Genomic DNA, 18,600 nt, shown 5'->3' on the forward strand with positions numbered 1-18,600 from the left:
GTCCCTCACTTGCCGTTACCGAATCGGTCGCCCCACGGTCCGTGGGGCGCTCGTTCACTGCACGTTGACCACCCGGGCCTCGATGCCACGGATCACGGTGATGGTGCCGCCGCCACTGCTGCGGCGATGCACGACGGGCTTGGGTGGTGGCGTGGCGCTGGCGACGGTGACCGGCGGCTCGACAGGTGCCACGGGCGCAGCGACCGGTTTCTTGTCCACGGTCAGCGGATTGCGCAGGGCCAACTGCAACTTGCCCTCGGTCTGGGCCGTGACCAGGCTTTCCGCCTCGGCGGCGGTCATTTCCAGCGTCACCGCCCGCACCACCACCGGCTGGGTCTTGTCGGTCCCCGCGGTCTGGTCCACCGCCAGCACCCGCAGATTCTCGAGGATGGTTCGGGACACCGCGTTGTTGCTGTTGCCATCGGTGTGCTTGGTCGCCAGCACATCGACCCGATTTCCGGGCAGCAGGAACCCGCCGACGCCGACCACGTCGTCCACCCGAACCGAAATGGCCCGCTTGTCCGGTGCGATCAGCGAGGCCAGGGTGCTGCCGCCCAGGTGCTCGCTCAACCTGGCGCCGCGCACGATGTCACCGCGCAGGATGTCGAACGTGGCAATCTTGCCCACCGCCTTTTCAGTGGTGTCCAGGGCGTCGTCGGGGATCGCCTCCGTGGGCATGCGCACGGTCGTGACCTGCTGGGCCTCGACCATCTGTCCGAACGGAATCTCGACCGTGGAGACCACCACGTTTCGCAGGTGATCATCCGGGCTGGCATTGAGCCGTGCGCTCAACCAGGAGTTGGCCATCCACGCGGCACCCAGGCCCATGACCAGGGAAATACCAATCAGGGTTGCAGTACGAGAGCTCATTTGTGTATCTCCCACTCAAAGAAAGTCGAGTTGGACGAAGTAGTTGCGCCAGGCCCAATCCAGTTCCTGTGGCGACAGCGGCCCGCCGCCGCCCTGGTAACGCTGGCGATCGAGGGCCATGTTCAGCAGGTCGCGGGGGTGACAAGGCACCAGCGGCATGCCTTCGAGGGCGTAGAGTTTCTGCAGTGCGTAGCGCACCAGCATCGGGTCATGCCGAATGCCCAGGCGCTCGCACTCCTGCTGCCAGATCTGCTCGTACTGGTCGGGCTTCAGGTAACCGAATTGCAGCTTGTAGCCAATCCGCCGCAGGAAAGCCTCGTCGGCCAACTCCAGGGGATTGAGGTTGGTGGAGAACACCAGGATCAGGTCGAACGGCAGTTCGCAATGGCGTCCGCCACCGAGGTTGAGGAAGTCGCGCTTCTCTTCCATCGGCACGATCCAGCGGTTGAACAGCTCGGCGGGCGTCATGCGCTGGCGGCCCATGTCGTCGATGATGAACAGGCCATTGCTGGCCTTGAGCTGCAGGGCGGCCTGGTACTGGCGGGTAAAGGGGTCATAGCGGATATCCAGCTGCTCCATGCTCAACTCGCCACCGGTGATGACCAGCGGGCGCTTGCAGCGCAGCAGCCGACGATCGATGCCCTTGTTGAGCATCAGGTTGTTCAGTTGACTGTCGTCATCCAGGCGCTGGTGCACCTGCGGGTCATAGATCTCCACCACCGATTCATTGATCGCGATGGCCTGGGGAACCCAGATGGGATCGGCGAACAGACGAATCAGCCGGCTGCTGACGTAGGTCTTGCCGGTACCGGCCGGGCCGTAGATCATCAGCGCCCGTCCGGAGTTGAGCGCCACCCCCAGCTGATCGAGCATCTGCTCGGTGAGCACCACGCCATCGAGCGCCATGCGCATGTCGTGCGCGCCGATCTTGCCATGGTGGATGGTCTGTAGCTTGAGCAGCGAACGATAGGTGCTCACCGGGAACGGTGCCGCACCGATGTAGCCACTGCGCGACAGGGCATCGCGAGCGGAACTGCGACCGCGTTCGGTCAGGCCGTAACGCAGCGACTGCCCACCGGTTTGCCCGCCCGCCTGGCCCAGCACCTCGACGCGGCCATCCTTGCGCAGAAACGCCAGCACCTCTTCCAGCACGGCACCGGTCAGCGCCAGGCGTTCGACCAGCCGCGGCATGTCCAGCACCCCGGCATCATGCAGATGCTTGCAGACCAGGTCACCGAGAAAGCTATCCGTCAGCCCTGTCTCGCTGATCGTGCAGGGTTGGGGGGCGAGCCGCTGCACCGCCTCTCGTTCACTGTGATAACGGTCACTCTCGACGATGCGCATGACTAACCTCCCAATCCGCTGGCAAACAGTTGCCAGCTGAGGGTGTTCAACGTGCCAAGCAATATGGCAATCGAATAAGGGAAAGGCTTGCCGGCCGCTTCATCCGCAGTGGGCGCCAGATAGGCCTGCGCCCGCATGATCAGCCAGTAGCGCCCCAGGGTCTTGAATAACTGGCCGCGAATCAGCACGATCAGAAAACCGCACAGGCCGCCAGCGATCAGGCTGAACAACGCCGCCCACAAGGCATAATGGAAAGGAAGAAAACTGCCGACCATGGCCATCAACTTGACGTCACCGGCCGCCATGCCGCCCGCCGCATACATGGGAATGAACAGGGCAAAACAGATCAGCACGCTCAACAGGCCATCGCCTAATCCGCTCATACCCCTGAATGAAACTGACCGACCAGCCCCAGCGCCAGTCCCAACAGGACCAGCGTATTGGGAATACGGTGGCGAAGCAGGTCGCTCACCACCGCCACGCCAAGCAGTCCTATCAGCAAAACGGTAGAAAACAGCAGTTCCGTGGACATGGCGCGTCTCCCAGGTGGGATGGGTCGTTAGCACGCAACGTTGTTATTCACGGCCTGGCACAGCGCCATGATCTTGGTATTCACCGCGCCACCCAACAGCGTGAACGCCGTGGCCACAGCGACGGTGATCAAGCCACCGGCCACCGCGTACTCGACGATGGTCAGGCCATTTTCATCCGCGCTGAACTTGCGTATCGCCGCTCTTATTGTTTGCAGTGTCATTTTGCACACCTCACTTGAGCATTCATGCAACCCGCAACTTGCATCGACAGGGACCGCTCGAAGTTCATCGAATTATCCGGTGGTTCCCCGATAAGAAGTGACCACCGGTTATTCCACGAACAACTGCGCCACCCCGGCAAAGAGTCGGGGTAATCAGCACGCAACGTTGTTATTGACGGCCTGGCACAGCGCTCTGATCTTGGTGTTCACGGCGCCGCCCAAAAGAACGAAGGCTGCAGCCACCAGCACGGTAATCAAGCCACCGGCCACTGCGTATTCCACAATGGTCAGGCCATCTTCATCTTTGGCGAACTTCATTATCGAAGTCTTGATAGTTTGAAGAGTCATTTCGTACACCTCATTCGCTTGTTGTTATGACCGGGCAGCAGCTGTTTTAAAACTGCTTGTGGCTACAGTAGTCAGGGCACTTGCAGGAGGGTTAGGAGGATTTTGCGTATCCCTAGGACTTTTTTGCGGGCAGACGCTTGCAGGCATGAGACGGCACCGACGCCACATAGAACAGCAGGCACTGAGGTCGGCTCTTTTTATCGAGATTCAATCTGAAAAGGCGCTGCCACATTGGCAATACTGTTCAATGGATGGCCGTACGAACCTCAGAGCAGAGCGCATGACGTCGAAGGTGACCAGAAAACCATCACTGCTGTGGTTCGATCGAACCCGGGATCGAAGCACCCCCGAACTCATCAGGCAGTTTGAGCAGGCCTGCGACTGCACACTGGCAAAAGAGTCGGCCTTCTCGGGCAAGCTGCACCCCGACATGATCTGCATCCACTTCGATCGTCCCGATACACCGGGTTTGAGGATGCTGCTGGAGATCAAGCACGCCGCCCCCACCATCCCGATCACCATGTTCACCGTGCAGCACTCCGAGGAACTGGCGGTGTGGGCCATGCGTTCGTGTGTCTGGGAATACATGGTGCTGCCCCTGAGCGTCGCCGAAAGGAATCGCTACCTGGCGGCGGTGCTCCAGCTCCACGAGTTGCGTCGCCCGGTCAACGACCAGCGCAAGACCCCACGGATCGACCACTCGCCGACCCTGCCGGGCAGTATCCGGATGACCGCGGACCATCAGAAGCACCAGGCGCTCAGCCATGTGCTGCTGTACATCGACCAGCACTTTCGCGACAGCATCGACCAGAAGGAACTGGCCACGCGCTGCGGCATGACCACCTTCCGCTTCAGCCGCCTGTTCAAGGAAACCTACGGGCTCGGCTTCACCGACTACATCCTGAACAAGCGCATGGACTTCGCCAAGGAGCTGCTGGACAACAGCCAGATGCCCATTACCAGCATCGGCTATGAGGCCGGCTTCAAGGACCCTTCCTACTTCGCCCGCGCCTTCAAGCAGTTCGCCAACTGCACGCCGAGCGAATATCGCCTGACGCGCCAGTTCGGAGCACGAGCCGTGGTCGAGCCGGCGCAGGACCCTGCGACCACGGAAATGCTCGAAGGCCTGGTGCAGACGCTTGGGGCCGAGACGATGGAAGGCTGAGACTTGCGGTCACGAACCCAGCACCCGCCCCTTCACCGCATTGGCCCGGGCGCCGTAGGTGATACGGCCTTGCGCATCGGCCGGCAGGCGCTCACGCAGCCGAGCCTTGAGCCGGGCCAGATCCTCGGCGGCCATTCTGGCGAGCGTCGCACCGACACTCGGCGCGCCCCGGGCAGTTTCCCAGAAATCATCGAAATCGATGAAGGTGCGCTTGACCTCGATCGCGCGTGTCTCGATGTCATGCAGGCCGGCCGCGCCCCAGAGCTGGCGCATGTCCTCAATCCGTGAAGCCTCGGGGCTGGGTGGCTTCGGCACCGCGATGCCCAGCCCGCGGATCTCCGACAGCAGCGCCTCATAGGGGAAGCCGCCCCCGTACATATCCCAGGCATAGGCGGCAACGACGCCGCCAGGGCGCACGACCCTGGCCATCTCGGCAACGCCCTTGGCCGGCTCGGGAACGAAGAAAATCACCAGCGGCATCACCGCAATGTCGAACGCGTCTTCGTCGTAGGGCAGCGCCATCGCATCACCCAGCAGGAACGTGGTGGAGCCCAGCGCCGGTCGTGTACGTGCATAGGCCAGTTGTTCCTCGGAGGGATCCACGCCATCCACCGACACCGGCTCGCAGCGCCCGATCAGCATTTCGGTGAAGGCCCCGTTGCCACAGCCGATGTCCAGCCAGCGCTGGCCCGGTGCCGGGGCTATCCAGTCAAGGAACGCCTCCCCCGCCAGTTGGCTCCACTTGCCCATGTACCGCTCGTACGAGGCACCATCATTGAAGCGGATTGGTTCGGTGCTCATGTCAGTCCTCCTTTAAGTCATCCTCTATCGGGCACGCTGCGGTCAGGCGAATATCAACCAGGCCATCTGGAAGCGCCCTCAATACCCGGTCATCTCCAGATACCCCACGCCCTGTTGGCTGCCACTCAGGCTGATCGGCCCCTCCCAGTAGGAAAAGGTGGTGCCCATCCAGGCATCGTCCCGTAACGGCTTCGTCTCGATGCGCAACTGCCTACTCGGAATCTCCAATTGCCACTCCACCGGCAACTGGCGGCCAGCGACGCGGGCCGCCCGCCCGGGCGTCAGCAAGATATCGTCACCCCGGAGCACCTGCGCCTGGCCATCGGCACCGATCCAGGTCCCGGCCCGATAGGCCTCGCCGCCCTGCTGTCGTACCTGGAACAGCATGACCTTCGAGCCATCGGCCAGGTGCAGGGAAAACCAGTCCCAGCCGGACTGCTCCGCTGCCAGCGGCTGGCTGCTCCACTCGCGGTCGAGCCAGGCCTGGCCGCTGACCTGGACCTCACGCCCGTCGACCTGCAGACTGCCAATGACCTGGAAATACGGCTGGCTGTAGTACCACGAGGCCTGCCCCTTGCCGGACTTCAGGCTATAGCCATGATCCCCCTGCAACACCAACGGCCGATCGCTACTGAGGTGCAAGCGGTAGCCGAAATCGCTGCCATGGGCCGTCAGCAACATCTGCCCCAGGCCCTGGTTGGCCGGTGAGAGGCTGCGCAGTTGCCAGTCGTCGATCCAGGCATGCAGCGGCTCGGCCTCGACGCCAGCGGTACCGACCCCGGCCCGGGACAAGGCCTGGGCATAGTGATGCCCCTGCTCACTGGTCAGGGCTGCATGCCCCATCCACAAGGTGGGCTCGCTCCAGCCCTGCAGGTCGCCGGGCACCCGCAGGGCGCTGCGGAACAACGTCCATTGCACGCCATAGCGGTGACCCTCGGCATCCTTGAGGTTGGCGGTGATGTACCACCACTCGATGCGATAGTCGCGATGCGCACCGTGGTCGCGGGGAAACTCCAGCGTCTGCCCCGGTACGACCTGGGCGAAATCGCTGGCGCTCGCGCCCAGACCGGCGAAGCCTTGCACTTCAGGCGCCGGCGATTGATCGCAGCCAACCAGCAGCAAGCCGAACAGCAATGCGAACAAGCCCCTAGCGTTCATTGGCAAACGTCCTCAACAAGGCCACCGGGCTGACCCGCAACAACTTCCACAACGGCCAGGCGGCCGCCACCAGGGTCACCACCAGCGCCATCAGCGACAGGTGCAGCAGTTGCCAGGGGAAGACGATCATCGGCAGACGCCAGCCGAAGGCCTGGACGTTCACCACCGCCACCAGGCACCAGGCCAATGCCAGCCCCAGCGGGATTGCCAGCAACAGCGTCAGCGAGCCCAGCAGCAGGGTCTGCCCCAGGCTCAACAACAGCAGTTGGCGACGGCCAACCCCCAGCGCCCACAACGGCGCCAACTGCCCCAGGCGGCTTTCGCTCAAGCTCAGCAGGCTGATGAACAGCGCGACGCCGGCCACCCCCAGGGTCAGGCTGTTGAGGGCCGTGGTCGCGGCGAAGGTGCGCTCGAAGACCTTGCCGGCCGTATCCTTGAGTTCGCCCTGGTCGATCAGGTGCGCCTCGTCGAGATGAAAGGTCTGCCGCAGCGCCTGCTTGAGCGGCGCCACGCTGTCGGCAGCGGTCAGCAGGCTGTAGCGGGTTGGCCGCAGTTCAGGCCAGTGGGCCTGCAGCGCACGCCCTTCCAGCAGCAGATGACCCTTGGGATTGCCGTAGTCGGCGTATATGCCGAGCACCGGCAGCGACCAGTCGCCAACCGGGGTAGGCAGCACCAATGAGCGACCGAGTTCGAGCCCCAGGTGCCGCGCCAGTTGCTCGCTGACCATCACCCCCTCGCCCACCAGCCACCGCGGCCAGGCCCCATCGACCGACGCCAGCAATGGCCAGTGCTGACGATAGGCCGGCACCTCCGGTATGCCGCGCACCTGGGTCGGCCAGCCCTGCAGGCTGATTTCGGCGTCCCAACCCGGCAATACCGCCTGGACATCGCTGCGTGCCGCCAGCCAGTGTTCCAGTTGCGCGTTCTGAGTGGGGTCCTGGGTAGTGATATACAACTGGGCGAACAGGCGCTGGTCGAGCCAGCCGTTGAAGGTCTGGCGAAAGCCCGAGGTCATGCTGCCCACGCCAATGTTCGCGGCCAGGGCCAACAGCAAGGCCATCAGCGCCAGGCTCAGCGCCGGTAACTGCTGGCGGCTGTCGGCGATGAACCACTGACTCAGGGGCCGACGGCAGGCCGGCAGCAAGGCGCTCAGCAACCCATTCAGGCAAACCGGCAACAACAGCGCCGCGGCAATCAGCAAGGCCGCCATCAAGGCAAAGCCACTGGCCAGGCTGTTGCCCCAGACGATGCACGCCGGCACCAGCAACGCCAGCGACACGGCCAACCAGAACTGCTGGCGCAACCGCCGGGCCTGGGCCGCCCGCCAGGCTTCAGCCTGGGCCAATGCCAGCAACGGTAGCCGCGCAGCCCGCCAGACACTGCCAGCGCCGGCCAGCAAGGCACCGCCCACGGACAGCCCCAACCCCGCCAGCCAATCGCTGGCCGGCAGGTTCAGGCTGCCAGCCACCTCGGCACCATAAAGCCCCCGCAGGCTCGCGGCGACATCCGGCAGCAGCAGGCTGGCCAGACCGTAACCACTGATCACGCCGAGCAGTCCACCCACCAGGGCAAATCCCAGCAGTTCCACCGCCAGCGCGCTCAACAGGCAGCGAGCGCTGACCCCACAGGAACGCAGGGTGCGCAGCAGGCCGCGGCGCTGCTCCAAGGCGAGGCCGATCGCTCCGTGGACAATGAACAAGCCGACGATAAATGCCAGGAAACCCAGGGCGCTGAGGTTGAGATGGAAACTCTCGGTCAGGTGTGCCAGGTCGCTCTCGTCACCCGGCGCCTGCAGACGCAGGCGATGGCGCAAATCGCCCGGCAACGGCGGATCGGTGCGTGCAAAGTCGGTCGCCAGCAACAGTTGTGACAACTGCCCCGGGGCATCGAGCAACTGCTGGGCGGCACCGATATCCATCAGCAGCAGGCCGGGCGGCAGTTGCGGGCGCAGGGCCAGAGGCGGCAGCAGCAGTCCTTGCGGCGTGCGTGGCCGCTCGCCGACCTTCAGCCCCAGGCGCTGCAGGGTATCGGCCGCCACCCAGGTCTGCCCCGGCACGCCGATGAAGGCCAGCAACGATTCGCTGTCCACGGCCTGACCGGCCAGGCTGCTGTCGCGCGGCAGGCTGACCGGATCGATGCCCAACACCTGCAGGCGCTGGACATGCCCCGGCTGGCCTGGTTCATCCAGCTCCAGACGCCCCTGCAACAACGGCGAGACCGGCCAGCCGGCCAAACGCAACCGGACGAACACCTGCTGCTCGAAATGCCCGCCATCGCGGCTGACCAGGCGATAAGGCGCCGCACCGCCGATCAGTTGGCTGGCCCGCGCATAACTGTCCCGAGCCTGGCTGTTGAGCGCCTGGACACCGATCAGCAAGGCCGTGGCCAACCACAACCCGGCGAGGACACTGGCCAGTTGCACGCGATGCCGCCACCAGTGACTGAGCAGCGCGCGCAAGGCCCAGTAGAACGTCCTCATGACTCGCTCAGCCGGCCACCGTGCAGACGCACTCGACGCTGCAGGCGGCTGGCCATGCGTTCGCTGTGGGTGACCATCAACAGGCTGGTGGCGTTGTCGGCGAGCAGTTCCAGCAGCACATCCAGCACCTCGTCGCTGGTGCTCTCGTCGAGACTGCCGGTGGGTTCGTCGGCCAGGATCAACGGCGGTCGGGCCGCCAGGGCACGGCCGAGGGCGACCCGCTGTTGCTGGCCTCCGGAGAGCTGTTCGGGATAACGCGACAGGGTCTGCCCAAGCCCCAGGCGCTCGATCAGCTGGTTCTCCCACTGCCGATCATGGCGCCCGGCCAGGCGCGCCTGGAATGCCAGGTTGTCGGCCACGCTCAGGCTGGGGATCAGGTTGAACTGCTGAAAGATCAGGCCGATGTCCTGGCGTCGCCAGTTGGCCAGTTGCACTTCGCTCAATTGGCAGAGGTCACGCCCGCCGACCTCGATCGAACCGCTGTCGGCGCGGTCCAGGCCGGCCACCAGATGCAACAGGGTGCTCTTGCCACTGCCCGACTCCCCCATCAGGGCCAGGCTCGCGCCCTGCTCCAGTTCCAGATCCACCCCCTGCAACACGGCCAGCGGTCCCTGGGCCGTGGCGTAGGCCTTGCTCAACCCGCGAATACGCAACATCGATAACCTCTTCCCGAGACAAGCCCGGCTGGCGAAACGCCAGGCCAGGCTTTACGATGTCAGCCGTTATAGGGCATCACGAACCATTTTGCACGCGCGTTCAACCGGGGAAGTTGGCTCGCAACGCCTCCAGGCGCTCGCCCCCACACCACCATCAGCGGTCCGCAGGCTGCGGCCCCGGCCGCCCTCGCTCAGGCGGCTGTCGGGAATGAACGGCAGCCGGACAGCCCCCCTTCAACTTCAGACAACACCTGCCGGGACGTCGGCGGGTTCACCCCTTGCCGATCAGGGCGAACAGCCGGGTCACGGTCTGGCGGATCGGCCCGGAGTTGTCCAGCAGCACCAGCGACGGTCGTCTCCGGCTCCGAGGGTAAAAGCCGCATTGCGCGCCAACCGTGCCTCGATCTCCGCCGGCGACTCACGACGCCGCTCCAGCAGCCGCTCGCGCAACACCGCCTGGTCCACCGTCAGCAACACCGCCAGCAGGTCGGGATAACGCTGGCGGGCCTGGGGCAGGTAGCCGCGCGAACCGTTGACCAGCACGTCCAGGCCATCAGCCAGCCATTGATCGATTTCAACGGGAATGCCATAGCTCAGGCCGTTGGCCTCCCAGCTCATGGCAAAGGCCCCCTGCTCGCGCATCGCCGCGAACTGCTCGGCACTGACCCCGTGGGCCGCTTCGCCCACCGCCTCGGCGGAACGGGTAATGACCCGTCGCACGATCCGGCAGCCATGCTGCGCCAGGTCATCGCGGGCGGCATCGAGCAGACTGTCCTTGCCGGAGCCCGAAGGCCCGATGAGATAGATCAACCTGCCCGCCATCACCACATCCTCTGTACTTGTCGCCAGGCCTGGAGCAGCGGCTGGCCGGATCAATAATCGCCGCACAGAATATCCAATCAGCGGGGTTTTTCCAGTGGCGCGATCAGGTTGTCGGTACGCGCCTGAACCATCGCCAGCACACCGCCACGCCGATGAGCGTGCTTGCCATGCTCAGCACCAGCACCACCCCACGAGCCCCCAGCGGTGCCGCCAGTATCCCGACCAGCAAACCTGCCAGGGGCTGCGACAGGTTGTTCAGCAAGGTGATCACGCCAACGGTCTTGCCGAAATCCTGCACCGGGATGGCCCGCTGGCGGACGCTGCGCATGTACACGTTGAACATCTTGTCAAAGCCGATCACCAGCAGGAAGCCTGGCACATACCCTGCGATCGAGGGACTGAAGCCGCTGATGAAACCGCCCAGCAGAATCAGCGCATAGGACAGCCCGCCCAGCAGGCGCAACGACAGGCTGATCCGTGCCAGCACGAACAGGATGGCGATGGTCACACCGGCGCCCACCGCCTGCAGCCCGGCATAGTAATCCTTGCCCTGCTCGTGGACGCCGACCACCAGGGTGGCGGAGGTCGCCAGGGTCACGCCGACGATCAGGTTGACCCCGACCGCCAGGCAGATGATTTTCTGCAACTCGGGCAGCGTGCGGATATGCCCCAGGGCCGTGCGCAAGGGCTGCAGCCAGGGTCCCGGCTGCTGTTCGAAGGCAGGAAGCGTGACCGCGCTGCTGCGTTTCCAGGCGAGCATCGCCAGGTCGGCCAGCACGAACAGCCCGGCCACGCCCAGCACCACCCATTGCCAGGCCATGACCTCCAGCAGCAGCGCGGCCAACAATGGGCCGAGCACCAGGCCGCTCTGGTCGGCGATCTGCGAATAGGACAGCGTCCTGGTGTAGCTGTAGCGCGCGAAGATATGCGGCAACAGCACCTCCCGGGCCATGATGCCCTGTGTGGTCAGTACCCCGCACAACGCCGACAGCACAACCAGCCAGTAGATCCCGTCGAACAGCCCGTGACCGGCAACGGCCAGTACACAGGTCACGGCCCGGCAGGCCTGGCTCAGATGCAGGATACGCACCGGCGAAAAGCGGTCGCACAAGGCCCCGCACACCGGAAAGGCCAGAAACCGTGGCAACGCCTCGGCAAAGAACGCCAATCCCGTCCAGGCGGCACTGTGGGTGGTCTGGAACACCATCAGCGGGACGATGAACAACAGGATCTGATCGGCCAGCCTTGAAAGAAACAACGACGCAAAAAACGCCAGGTAATCCCTGCCCATCCCTTTCCCCCTTGCAGGAGCGGCCGGCCGATGCTCGGTTGCCCGCGAACCGCCAAAGGCGGGCCAGCACGTCAAATGTCGTGACGCGCCACCAACCGCGAAAAACTCGCCAGGCAAGCCGCCGCCGCAAACCCCGCCCCGATAAACAGTGCCAGAATCGGCCCCTCATGGCTCGAGATACCGAAACTCAAGGCCACCAGCGCCGCCCCGGTCGACTGCCCGAGCAACCGCGCCGTGGCGATCGTCCCGCTGGCCCCGCTGCTGCGCTCACGCGGCGCGCTGGTCAACAGCGCCTTCTGGTTCGGCGACTGGAAGAAGCCGAAACCCAGCCCGCAGATGATCATGCGGATGCCGATCTCCAATGCACTCGGATCACTGGGCAGCAAGGCCAGGGACAACATGCCCAGCGACAGCACGCCCAGGCCGATTCCCCCGAGCAACCCTGGCGGGTAGCGGTCCGACAGTCGCCCGGCAAAGGGGGCGATCAACGCCACCACCACCGACCAGGGCGTCATCAGGTAGCCGGTCTGTACCGGATCGCGGCCCAGCACCGTCTCGAAAAAGAACGGCAAGGAGACGAACGCCAGGCCCTGGGTGGCAAACGAGCAGAAGGCCGTCAGGGCTGACAAGGCAAACATCGGCCGCTTGAGCAGATCGAGGGGAAACATCGGCGCCGGATGCCCGGCCTCCCGTCGAATCATCAGGTAACCGGCGCAGACACACACCAGCAGTGCCAGGCAGATCGCCGTCGCCCCGGCGAACTGGGCGCCCTCGCCCAACGCATAGATCAGCGAACCGAAGGTCAGCGCGCTCAGGCCGGCCGTGCCCCAGGCGAAGCGCTGGCCATTGGGCGGCGTATGCGGCAGCGAAGGGATCGCCATCGCCAGCGCAATCAGCCCGATGGGAATGTTCACCCCGAACAGCCAGGGCCAGTCGGCCACCGACAGGATCAGCGAGGCCACGGTGGGCCCGGCGGCGAACGAGATACCCACCACCAGCGCATTGAGCCCCATGCCCTTGCCGAGTTTTTCCGGCGGGAACAAACTGAAGATCAGCGCCGCGTTGACACTCATGATCGCACTGCCGCCAATGCCCTGCAGCACCCGGGCGAGCGTCAGTTGGGTCAAGGTGGTCGACATCGCACACAACGCCGAGGCCACGGTGAACAGCACCAGGCCGAACATATAGATCTTGCGATGCCCAAGCACCCCGCCGAGGGAGGCGAAGGCCAGCAGGGTGGCCACCGCCGCCAGCTGATAGGCGTTGATGATCCACACCGAAGCGGCGGGCGTGGTGTGCAGACTGCTGGAAATCGCCGGCAATGCCGTGTTGGCAATGGCGGTGTCCAACGATGACAGGCCGATGGCGATCAGGATCGCCAACATGCCACTGGCCTGGCGCGACAGGCGCAGCCCGAAAATTCCCGATGAACCGCTGATCACACACCCCCGAAATCCGCTCTACCCTGCGGATCATAGCGTTTTGCTCAATATCCGTGAGCAGATCTTGCTGAACCCTGACTGTACGAACTCACATCAGGCTTGGCTCCGTCCCGCCGCCCAGGGTGATCTCCTGACTCTGCCCGATAAACTAGCGCTTTCTGGGAGCACGCCCAACCAAAAGCCTGGCAATGATCCATAAAATGCATCAATCCATTCTAAAAATGCACTTATCAAATCTATTAGGCTGCTCCAGTATCACCACCAATAAAAATCTGCACCCGATGCAGGCCATAAAAAACGCTGGAGATCTAACGATGCACGCCACACCACCCACCGCCAGTTCCGCCCGTGCCAAGGCGGGCGCGGTATTCCGTGTCACCTCGGGCAACTTCCTCGAGCAGTTCGACTTCTTTCTCTTCGGCTTCTACGCCACCTATATCGCTGCCGCCTTCTTTCCTGCCAGTAGTGAGTTCGCCTCGCTGATGATGACCTTCGCGGTCTTCGGCGCCGGCTTCCTGATGCGCCCGCTGGGCGCGGTCATCCTCGGTGCCTATATCGATGAGGTCGGTCGGCGCAAGGGCCTGATCGTCACCCTGTCGATCATGGCCAGCGGCACCATCCTGATCGTGCTGGTACCCGGCTACGAGAGCATCGGCCTGCTGGCTCCGGCCCTGGTCCTGCTCGGGCGCCTGCTGCAAGGGTTTTCCGCCGGCGCCGAGCTGGGCGGGGTCTCGGTCTATCTGGCGGAAATCGCCACACCGGGGCGCAAGGGTTTCTACGTTGCCTGGCAGTCCTGCAGCCAGCAGGTCGCCGTGGTGGTCGCCGCCGCCCTGGGTTATGGCCTGAACCAGTGGATGGCCGCCAGCGCCGTGGCCGATTGGGGCTGGCGCATTCCGTTCATGCTCGGTTGCCTGATCGTGCCGTTCATCTTCTTCCTGCGCCGCAACCTGGCGGAAACCGAGGAGTTCGCCCAGCGCAAGCGTCGCCCGGGCATGCGTGAAGTGCTCAACACCCTGGCACAGAACTGGGTCACGGTGATTGCCGGCATGCTGATGGTCGCGCTGACCACCACCGCCTTCTACCTGATCACCGTCTACGCACCGACCTTCGGCAAGACCGTACTGCACCTGAGCACCGCCGACAGCCTGCTGGTGACCCTGCTGGTGGGTGTCTCCAACTTCTGCTGGCTGCCCCTGGGCGGCGCGCTCTCCGACCGCATCGGCCGCCGTCCGGTACTGCTGGCCATGGCCGGGCTGACCCTGGCCACGGCCTATCCGGCGCTGTCGCTGCTGGTCAAGGCACCGAGCTTCAGCAGCATGCTGCTGGTGCTGCTGTGGCTGTCGTTCCTCTACGGCATGTACAACGGCGCGATGATTGCCGCGCTGACCGAAATCATGCCGGCGGAAGTCCGCGTGGCTGGTTTCTCCCTGGCCTACAGCCTGGCGACCGCGGTGTTCGGCGGTTTCACCCCGGCGATTTCCACGGCGCTGATCGAATACAGCGGTGACAAGGCCGCACCGGGTTACTGGATGAGCCTTGCCGCCATCTGTGCGCTGTGCGCGACGCTGTTCCTGTATCGCAAGGCGAATATGCAGCTCAAGCCTGCCCTCTAGTTTGTGCCCCCTCTGCCCTGTGGGAGCCGGTTCCCACGGGGCAGCATCGTATTCCACCCTTCCAAGAAGAGACATGTGATGAAAGCACTCTTTCTGAAACTCGCCCTGATCGGCAGCATGGCCCTGGGCAGCGTCGCCCAGGCCGAGGAAATCCGCGTGATGACTTCCGGTGGCTTTACCGCCGCCTACAAGATTCTCGGCCCGAAATTCGCCGCCGAAACCGGCAACACCCTCGACACCGCGCTCGGCCCGTCCATGGGCAAGGCCCCGGAGGCGATCCCCAATCGACTGGCGCGCGGCGAAAAGGCCGATGTGGTGATCATGGTCGGCTACGCCCTCGATGAACTGATCAAGCAAGGCAAGGTCGTGCCCGCGTCGCGGGTCGAACTGGCCGACTCGCGGATCGGCCTGGTGGTGCGCGAAGGCAGTGCCAAGCCGGCCATCGGCACCGAGCAGGAATTGAAGGACACCCTGCTCAAGGCCAAGTCAGTGGCCTACTCCGATAGCGCCAGCGGTGTGTATATCCAGGAGCAGCTCTTCAAGCGCCTGGGCATCGAGGCCCAGCTCAAGCCCAAGGCGAGCATGGTACCGAAGATCCCGGTGGGCACGGTGGTGGCGAGCGGCGAATACCAGTTGGGTTTCCAGCAGGTCAGCGAGCTGCTGCCGGTACCGGGGGTGACCTTTGTCGGCAAGATTCCGGAGTCGGTGCAATCGGTGACCCGGTTCGCCGCCGGTATTCCGGTTGATGCACAACACCCGGAACAGGCGAAGGCATTGCTCCAGTATCTGGCTGCCCCGGCTGCCCAGGAGACGGTGAAGGCCACCGGGCTGGACTCAGTGAGCCGCTGAGCCGTTTTGCGCGGCGGATGCTGGCGCTTTCGCGGACAGATCCGGTTCTCACAACAGTCCGTGGGAACCGGATTCATCCGCAAACGGCCTGGCCAGCCCCCACCTCATAACCCCCACTACCCCGCCGGCTGCTTCATTTCCACGATCAGCCGCTCCAGCTCCAGGGCCGCCGGGGTCAGCACCCGGCCCCGGCGCTTGAGCAACCCCACCTTGCGCATCACCTGCGGCTCGATCAACGGCACACCGGTCAGAATCGGATGCTCCGGTCCCGGCATCGCCATGGTCGGCACCGCCGCCACCCCCAGCCCCGCTTCCACCAGGCCGATCATGGTCGTGACGTGCCGGGTCTCGCAGACCCCCGGCTTTTCCGGCGTGAGACGAATCAGTGCCTGATCGAGCAGGAAACGGTTGCCCGAAGTCTTGTCGAGGCTGATGTAGTCCTGCTGGTACAGTTCCTTCCAGCTCACACTGGCCCGCTGCGCCAACGGATGATCACGTCGGCAGGCCACCACGTAACGCTCCTCCACCAGCAGCTCGAACTCGATTTCCGGCTGCAGATTGCCCGTGAAGCTCAGGCCGAAGTCCGCCTCGCCGCTGAGCACCGCCGCATGCACGTCGTTGGCGCTGGAATCGAGCACCTTGATCCGGATCTTCGGGTACTGGCGGTGATAGTGGGCAATCACCTTGGGCATGAAGTAATACGCCGCCGAGGGCACGCAGGCCACGGTGACATGCCCCAGCCGGGTCGAAGCGACATCGGTGATGCCCAGCAGCGCAACGTCCAGATCATCCAGCAGCCGCTCCACCGTGGGCGCGAAGGCGCGACCGACCTGGGTCAGGCTGACCCGTCGGGTGGTGCGTTCGAACAGCCGCACGCCAAGGGCTTCCTCGAGCTTTTCCACCCGCCGGCTCAGGGCCGGCTGGGAAATATTGATGGCCTGGGCCGCCTTGCGGAAACTGCCCTGCTCGACCACCGCGCGAAAGGCCTGCAGATCGTTCAAATCGAAGTTGATGGCCACGGCGTACACTCATCGGAAACAGATTGATCAGTGTAACGCATGGATCAGCCAGATAGATGCAGCCAATGAAGCAGCGTCATGCCTGAGCCGCCGCAAGCAACGGCGGCATCGGGCAATCGAGGATATCGGCCACCGCCCGCATCAGTTCAGCCTCGGCCGCAGTGACCTGGCCGTCATGCCCGATGCAACGGGCCATGGCCTTGAGCAGTGCCGGCTTCTGCAACGGCAGCAAACCGGTCAGGCGATGCAAGGCCGCCTCCAGGGCTTTCAGGTCGCCCTCGCCCCTGAAGGCCGGCACCACGAACGCCAGTTCGGCGCAGCCATGGGCAAACGCCTGGCCGGCCCGCTGCGGATCAGCCTGCCCGGCCCGGGCCAGGAACGACAGCAGCAGCGCCACCTCGTCGGCCAGCGCCTCCAGGCGATACTTGCCAGCCACCGAGCGCAGACCTTCGACATTGCGTTCGACGATGCGCAACAAGGTCCACTCCAGCAGCTCGACCCGATCGTCCGCGCGGATCAGCAAGGCCATGCCACGCTTAACGGCGTTGAACTCGTCCCGGCCCAACTGCCTGAGCGCCGGGATCGCCAGATCGACCAGGGCCAGGCGTTGCCCCTGGGGCACCTCGCGCAACGGTGCCCGCAAGGCTTCCAGGCGCTCGGCCAGGGCCGGCTGCAGATGCGGGCGCAGCAGGTCCAGTTGCTGTTGCTGCAGGACCTCCACCGAATCGAGCAACAGACCGTAGACCAGTGCCTGGGCGCCTTCCCTGTCGTGGGCAGCCCGGATCAGGGCCTCGGGCAAGGTCTGCAGGGTATCCCGGGCCTCCTGCAGGTGCGCCAGGCCAGGGTCGCCGATCGCGGCAATCGACTGGGCAACCGCCGCTTGAGCAAAGGCCGTCGACCCGGCCGGGCGAGCAGACGGCGTCGATGGCGCGACCAGCTCTTCGGGGTGGTCGCCCGAGCGTTTCACCTGCGGATACTGGCCATCCCAACCCGGCTCGATCCGGCGAATACGTTCCGCCAACGGCGGATGGGTGGCGAACAGACCGTCGATGGCCGATTTGATCCCGGCCCCGAAATACAGATGGCTGAACTCGGCGGCATTCGCCGCCCGCAACTGCGAGCCGGCCGCATGGCCGCCGATCTTCTTCAGGGCACCACCGATGCTGTCGGGATTGCGGGTGAACTGCACCGCCGAGGCATCGGCGAGGAATTCGCGCTGGCGACTGACCGCAGCCTTGATCAGGTTGCCGAAAAATGTCCCGGCATAGCCAAGTATCAGCAGAGTCAGGCCAACGGCCACCTTGAACAGCTCGCCCTTGTTGTCGTTCGAGGACGAGGAACGGCGCGAGGAACCGCTATCGCTGCGCAACACCCAGTGTCCGATCAGGCCGATCAGCAGGATGCCGTGGAGCAAGGCGATCAGCCGCATGTTCAGGCGCATGTCGCCGTTGTAGATATGGCTGAACTCGTGGGCGATCACGCCCTGCAGCTCATCGCGATCGAGCAGGCTCATCGCCCCCTGGGTCACGCCAATCACCGCATCCTTGGGGCTCAGGCCGGCGGCAAAGGCGTTGATACTGTCATCTTCGAGGACATACACCGACGGCACCGGCGCACCGCAAGCCAGGGCCATTTCCTCGACCACATTGAGCAGGCGCTTTTCATGGAAGTCCTGGGGATCCAGGTTGATCAGCCGCCCGCCAAGGCTTTCGGCGACCAGCTTGCCGCCGGCATTCAACTGCACGCGCTTGTACAGCGAGCCGAACAGCACCACGCCGATCACCACCACCGCCACGGCGCCGACCAGCGTCGGGTCCAGCACCGGCGTCACGCTGCGGCGGCTCTCCGATTCGCCATAGAAGTGCCAGATCAGGGTCAGAGCCAGGCTGGTCAGGGCGATCAGGCTGATGACCGCCAGGGCCATCAACAGGACCAGGCGCCCGGTTTGACGGCGGGCGCGGTCCTGGTGTTCAAAGAAATTCATGAACC

Annotated in this window: 15 protein-coding genes and 2 pseudogenes; 3 read left to right on the top strand and 14 right to left on the bottom strand. The window is 64.4% G+C overall.

Annotation, left to right across the window (positions count from 1 at the left end; translation table 11 throughout):
* Positions 1-54 precede the first annotated feature (54 nt).
* From cpaB to ACZ5KU_RS15920, 5 genes and pseudogenes are all read right to left on the bottom strand, one after another.
* On the bottom strand, positions 55-870 hold the full coding sequence (cpaB, locus tag ACZ5KU_RS15900; RefSeq protein ID WP_416769039.1) for a Flp pilus assembly protein CpaB: 816 nt from the start codon (positions 868-870) through the stop codon (positions 55-57).
* A 15-nt stretch (positions 871-885) separates the two neighbouring features.
* Entirely contained in the window at positions 886-2,214 is a 1,329-nt protein-coding gene (locus ACZ5KU_RS15905) for a P-loop NTPase family protein (RefSeq protein ID WP_054059786.1), read from the bottom strand.
* A 2-nt stretch (positions 2,215-2,216) separates the two neighbouring features.
* Positions 2,217-2,746, bottom strand: a pseudogene (locus tag ACZ5KU_RS15910) (A24 family peptidase).
* A gap of 27 nt (positions 2,747-2,773) precedes the next feature.
* Positions 2,774-2,968, bottom strand: a complete 195-nt coding sequence (locus ACZ5KU_RS15915) for a Flp family type IVb pilin (protein ID WP_054059788.1) — start codon at positions 2,966-2,968, stop codon at positions 2,774-2,776.
* A 153-nt stretch (positions 2,969-3,121) separates the two neighbouring features.
* Positions 3,122-3,316: a Flp family type IVb pilin gene (locus tag ACZ5KU_RS15920; protein ID WP_054059789.1), complete on the bottom strand. Its 195-nt coding sequence runs from the start codon at positions 3,314-3,316 to the stop codon at positions 3,122-3,124.
* Between the two features lie 280 nt (positions 3,317-3,596).
* Between ACZ5KU_RS15920 and ACZ5KU_RS15925 the strand changes: the two genes are divergently transcribed.
* Complete coding sequence (locus tag ACZ5KU_RS15925) at positions 3,597-4,481, top strand: helix-turn-helix domain-containing protein (protein ID WP_054059790.1); 885 nt, start codon at positions 3,597-3,599, stop codon at positions 4,479-4,481.
* A 9-nt stretch (positions 4,482-4,490) separates the two neighbouring features.
* Here ACZ5KU_RS15925 and ACZ5KU_RS15930 read toward each other — a convergent pair whose 3' ends face one another.
* From ACZ5KU_RS15930 to ACZ5KU_RS15960, 7 genes and pseudogenes are all read right to left on the bottom strand, one after another.
* Positions 4,491-5,282 (bottom strand): class I SAM-dependent methyltransferase, encoded by a 792-nt coding sequence (locus tag ACZ5KU_RS15930; protein WP_273820879.1) that lies wholly within the window; start codon positions 5,280-5,282, stop codon positions 4,491-4,493.
* A gap of 78 nt (positions 5,283-5,360) precedes the next feature.
* On the bottom strand, positions 5,361-6,440 hold the full coding sequence (locus ACZ5KU_RS15935) for a lipocalin-like domain-containing protein (protein ID WP_464735808.1): 1,080 nt from the start codon (positions 6,438-6,440) through the stop codon (positions 5,361-5,363).
* On the bottom strand, positions 6,430-8,919 hold the full coding sequence (locus ACZ5KU_RS15940; RefSeq protein WP_464735809.1) for an ABC transporter permease: 2,490 nt from the start codon (positions 8,917-8,919) through the stop codon (positions 6,430-6,432). The genes ACZ5KU_RS15935 and ACZ5KU_RS15940 overlap by 11 nt, the downstream gene beginning before the upstream one ends.
* Positions 8,916-9,575: an ABC transporter ATP-binding protein gene (locus tag ACZ5KU_RS15945; RefSeq protein ID WP_054060487.1), complete on the bottom strand. Its 660-nt coding sequence runs from the start codon at positions 9,573-9,575 to the stop codon at positions 8,916-8,918. Before ACZ5KU_RS15945 ends, ACZ5KU_RS15940 begins: the two co-directional genes overlap by 4 nt.
* Positions 9,576-9,846: 271 nt before the next feature.
* A pseudogene (gene phnN, locus ACZ5KU_RS15950) lies at positions 9,847-10,397 on the bottom strand (phosphonate metabolism protein/1,5-bisphosphokinase (PRPP-forming) PhnN).
* A 103-nt stretch (positions 10,398-10,500) separates the two neighbouring features.
* Positions 10,501-11,688 (bottom strand): MFS transporter, encoded by a 1,188-nt coding sequence (locus tag ACZ5KU_RS15955; RefSeq protein WP_464735810.1) that lies wholly within the window; start codon positions 11,686-11,688, stop codon positions 10,501-10,503.
* Positions 11,689-11,759: 71 nt separating this feature from the next.
* Entirely contained in the window at positions 11,760-13,073 is a 1,314-nt protein-coding gene (locus tag ACZ5KU_RS15960; RefSeq protein WP_192842778.1) for an MFS transporter, read from the bottom strand.
* 371 nt (positions 13,074-13,444) lie between these two features.
* Between ACZ5KU_RS15960 and tcuC the strand changes: the two genes are divergently transcribed.
* Entirely contained in the window at positions 13,445-14,743 is a 1,299-nt protein-coding gene (tcuC, locus tag ACZ5KU_RS15965) for an MFS transporter (RefSeq protein ID WP_273820884.1), read from the top strand.
* 78 nt (positions 14,744-14,821) lie between these two features.
* A complete protein-coding gene (locus tag ACZ5KU_RS15970; RefSeq protein ID WP_054060483.1) occupies positions 14,822-15,592 on the top strand; it encodes a substrate-binding domain-containing protein in 771 nt (256 codons plus the stop codon).
* A gap of 116 nt (positions 15,593-15,708) precedes the next feature.
* On the opposite strand, the gene ACZ5KU_RS15975 is transcribed toward ACZ5KU_RS15970, so the two are convergent.
* A complete protein-coding gene (locus tag ACZ5KU_RS15975; RefSeq protein WP_054060482.1) occupies positions 15,709-16,611 on the bottom strand; it encodes a LysR family transcriptional regulator in 903 nt (300 codons plus the stop codon).
* A 76-nt stretch (positions 16,612-16,687) separates the two neighbouring features.
* Entirely contained in the window at positions 16,688-18,595 is a 1,908-nt protein-coding gene (locus ACZ5KU_RS15980; RefSeq protein WP_416769046.1) for a M48 family metallopeptidase, read from the bottom strand.
* Positions 18,596-18,600 lie beyond the last annotated feature (5 nt).

The organism is Pseudomonas sp. Tof1 (assembly GCF_055390395.1).

Bases quoted from the DNA above. Each gene is read 5' to 3' on its own strand.
- cpaB (WP_416769039.1), bottom strand. From the start codon at position 870: ATGAGCTCTCGTACTGCAACCCTGATTGGTATTTCCCTGGTCATGGGC.
- ACZ5KU_RS15905 (WP_054059786.1), bottom strand. From the start codon at position 2,214: ATGCGCATCGTCGAGAGTGACCGTTATCACAGTGAACGAGAGGCGGTG.
- ACZ5KU_RS15915 (WP_054059788.1), bottom strand. From the start codon at position 2,968: ATGACACTGCAAACAATAAGAGCGGCGATACGCAAGTTCAGCGCGGAT.
- ACZ5KU_RS15920 (WP_054059789.1), bottom strand. From the start codon at position 3,316: ATGACTCTTCAAACTATCAAGACTTCGATAATGAAGTTCGCCAAAGAT.
- ACZ5KU_RS15925 (WP_054059790.1), top strand. From the start codon at position 3,597: ATGACGTCGAAGGTGACCAGAAAACCATCACTGCTGTGGTTCGATCGA.
- ACZ5KU_RS15930 (WP_273820879.1), bottom strand. From the start codon at position 5,282: ATGAGCACCGAACCAATCCGCTTCAATGATGGTGCCTCGTACGAGCGG.
- ACZ5KU_RS15935 (WP_464735808.1), bottom strand. From the start codon at position 6,440: ATGAACGCTAGGGGCTTGTTCGCATTGCTGTTCGGCTTGCTGCTGGTT.
- ACZ5KU_RS15940 (WP_464735809.1), bottom strand. From the start codon at position 8,919: ATGAGGACGTTCTACTGGGCCTTGCGCGCGCTGCTCAGTCACTGGTGG.
- ACZ5KU_RS15945 (WP_054060487.1), bottom strand. From the start codon at position 9,575: ATGTTGCGTATTCGCGGGTTGAGCAAGGCCTACGCCACGGCCCAGGGA.
- ACZ5KU_RS15955 (WP_464735810.1), bottom strand. From the start codon at position 11,688: ATGGGCAGGGATTACCTGGCGTTTTTTGCGTCGTTGTTTCTTTCAAGG.
- ACZ5KU_RS15960 (WP_192842778.1), bottom strand. From the start codon at position 13,073: ATGTTGGCGATCCTGATCGCCATCGGCCTGTCATCGTTGGACACCGCC.
- tcuC (WP_273820884.1), top strand. From the start codon at position 13,445: ATGCACGCCACACCACCCACCGCCAGTTCCGCCCGTGCCAAGGCGGGC.
- ACZ5KU_RS15970 (WP_054060483.1), top strand. From the start codon at position 14,822: ATGAAAGCACTCTTTCTGAAACTCGCCCTGATCGGCAGCATGGCCCTG.
- ACZ5KU_RS15980 (WP_416769046.1), bottom strand. From the start codon at position 18,595: ATGAATTTCTTTGAACACCAGGACCGCGCCCGCCGTCAAACCGGGCGC.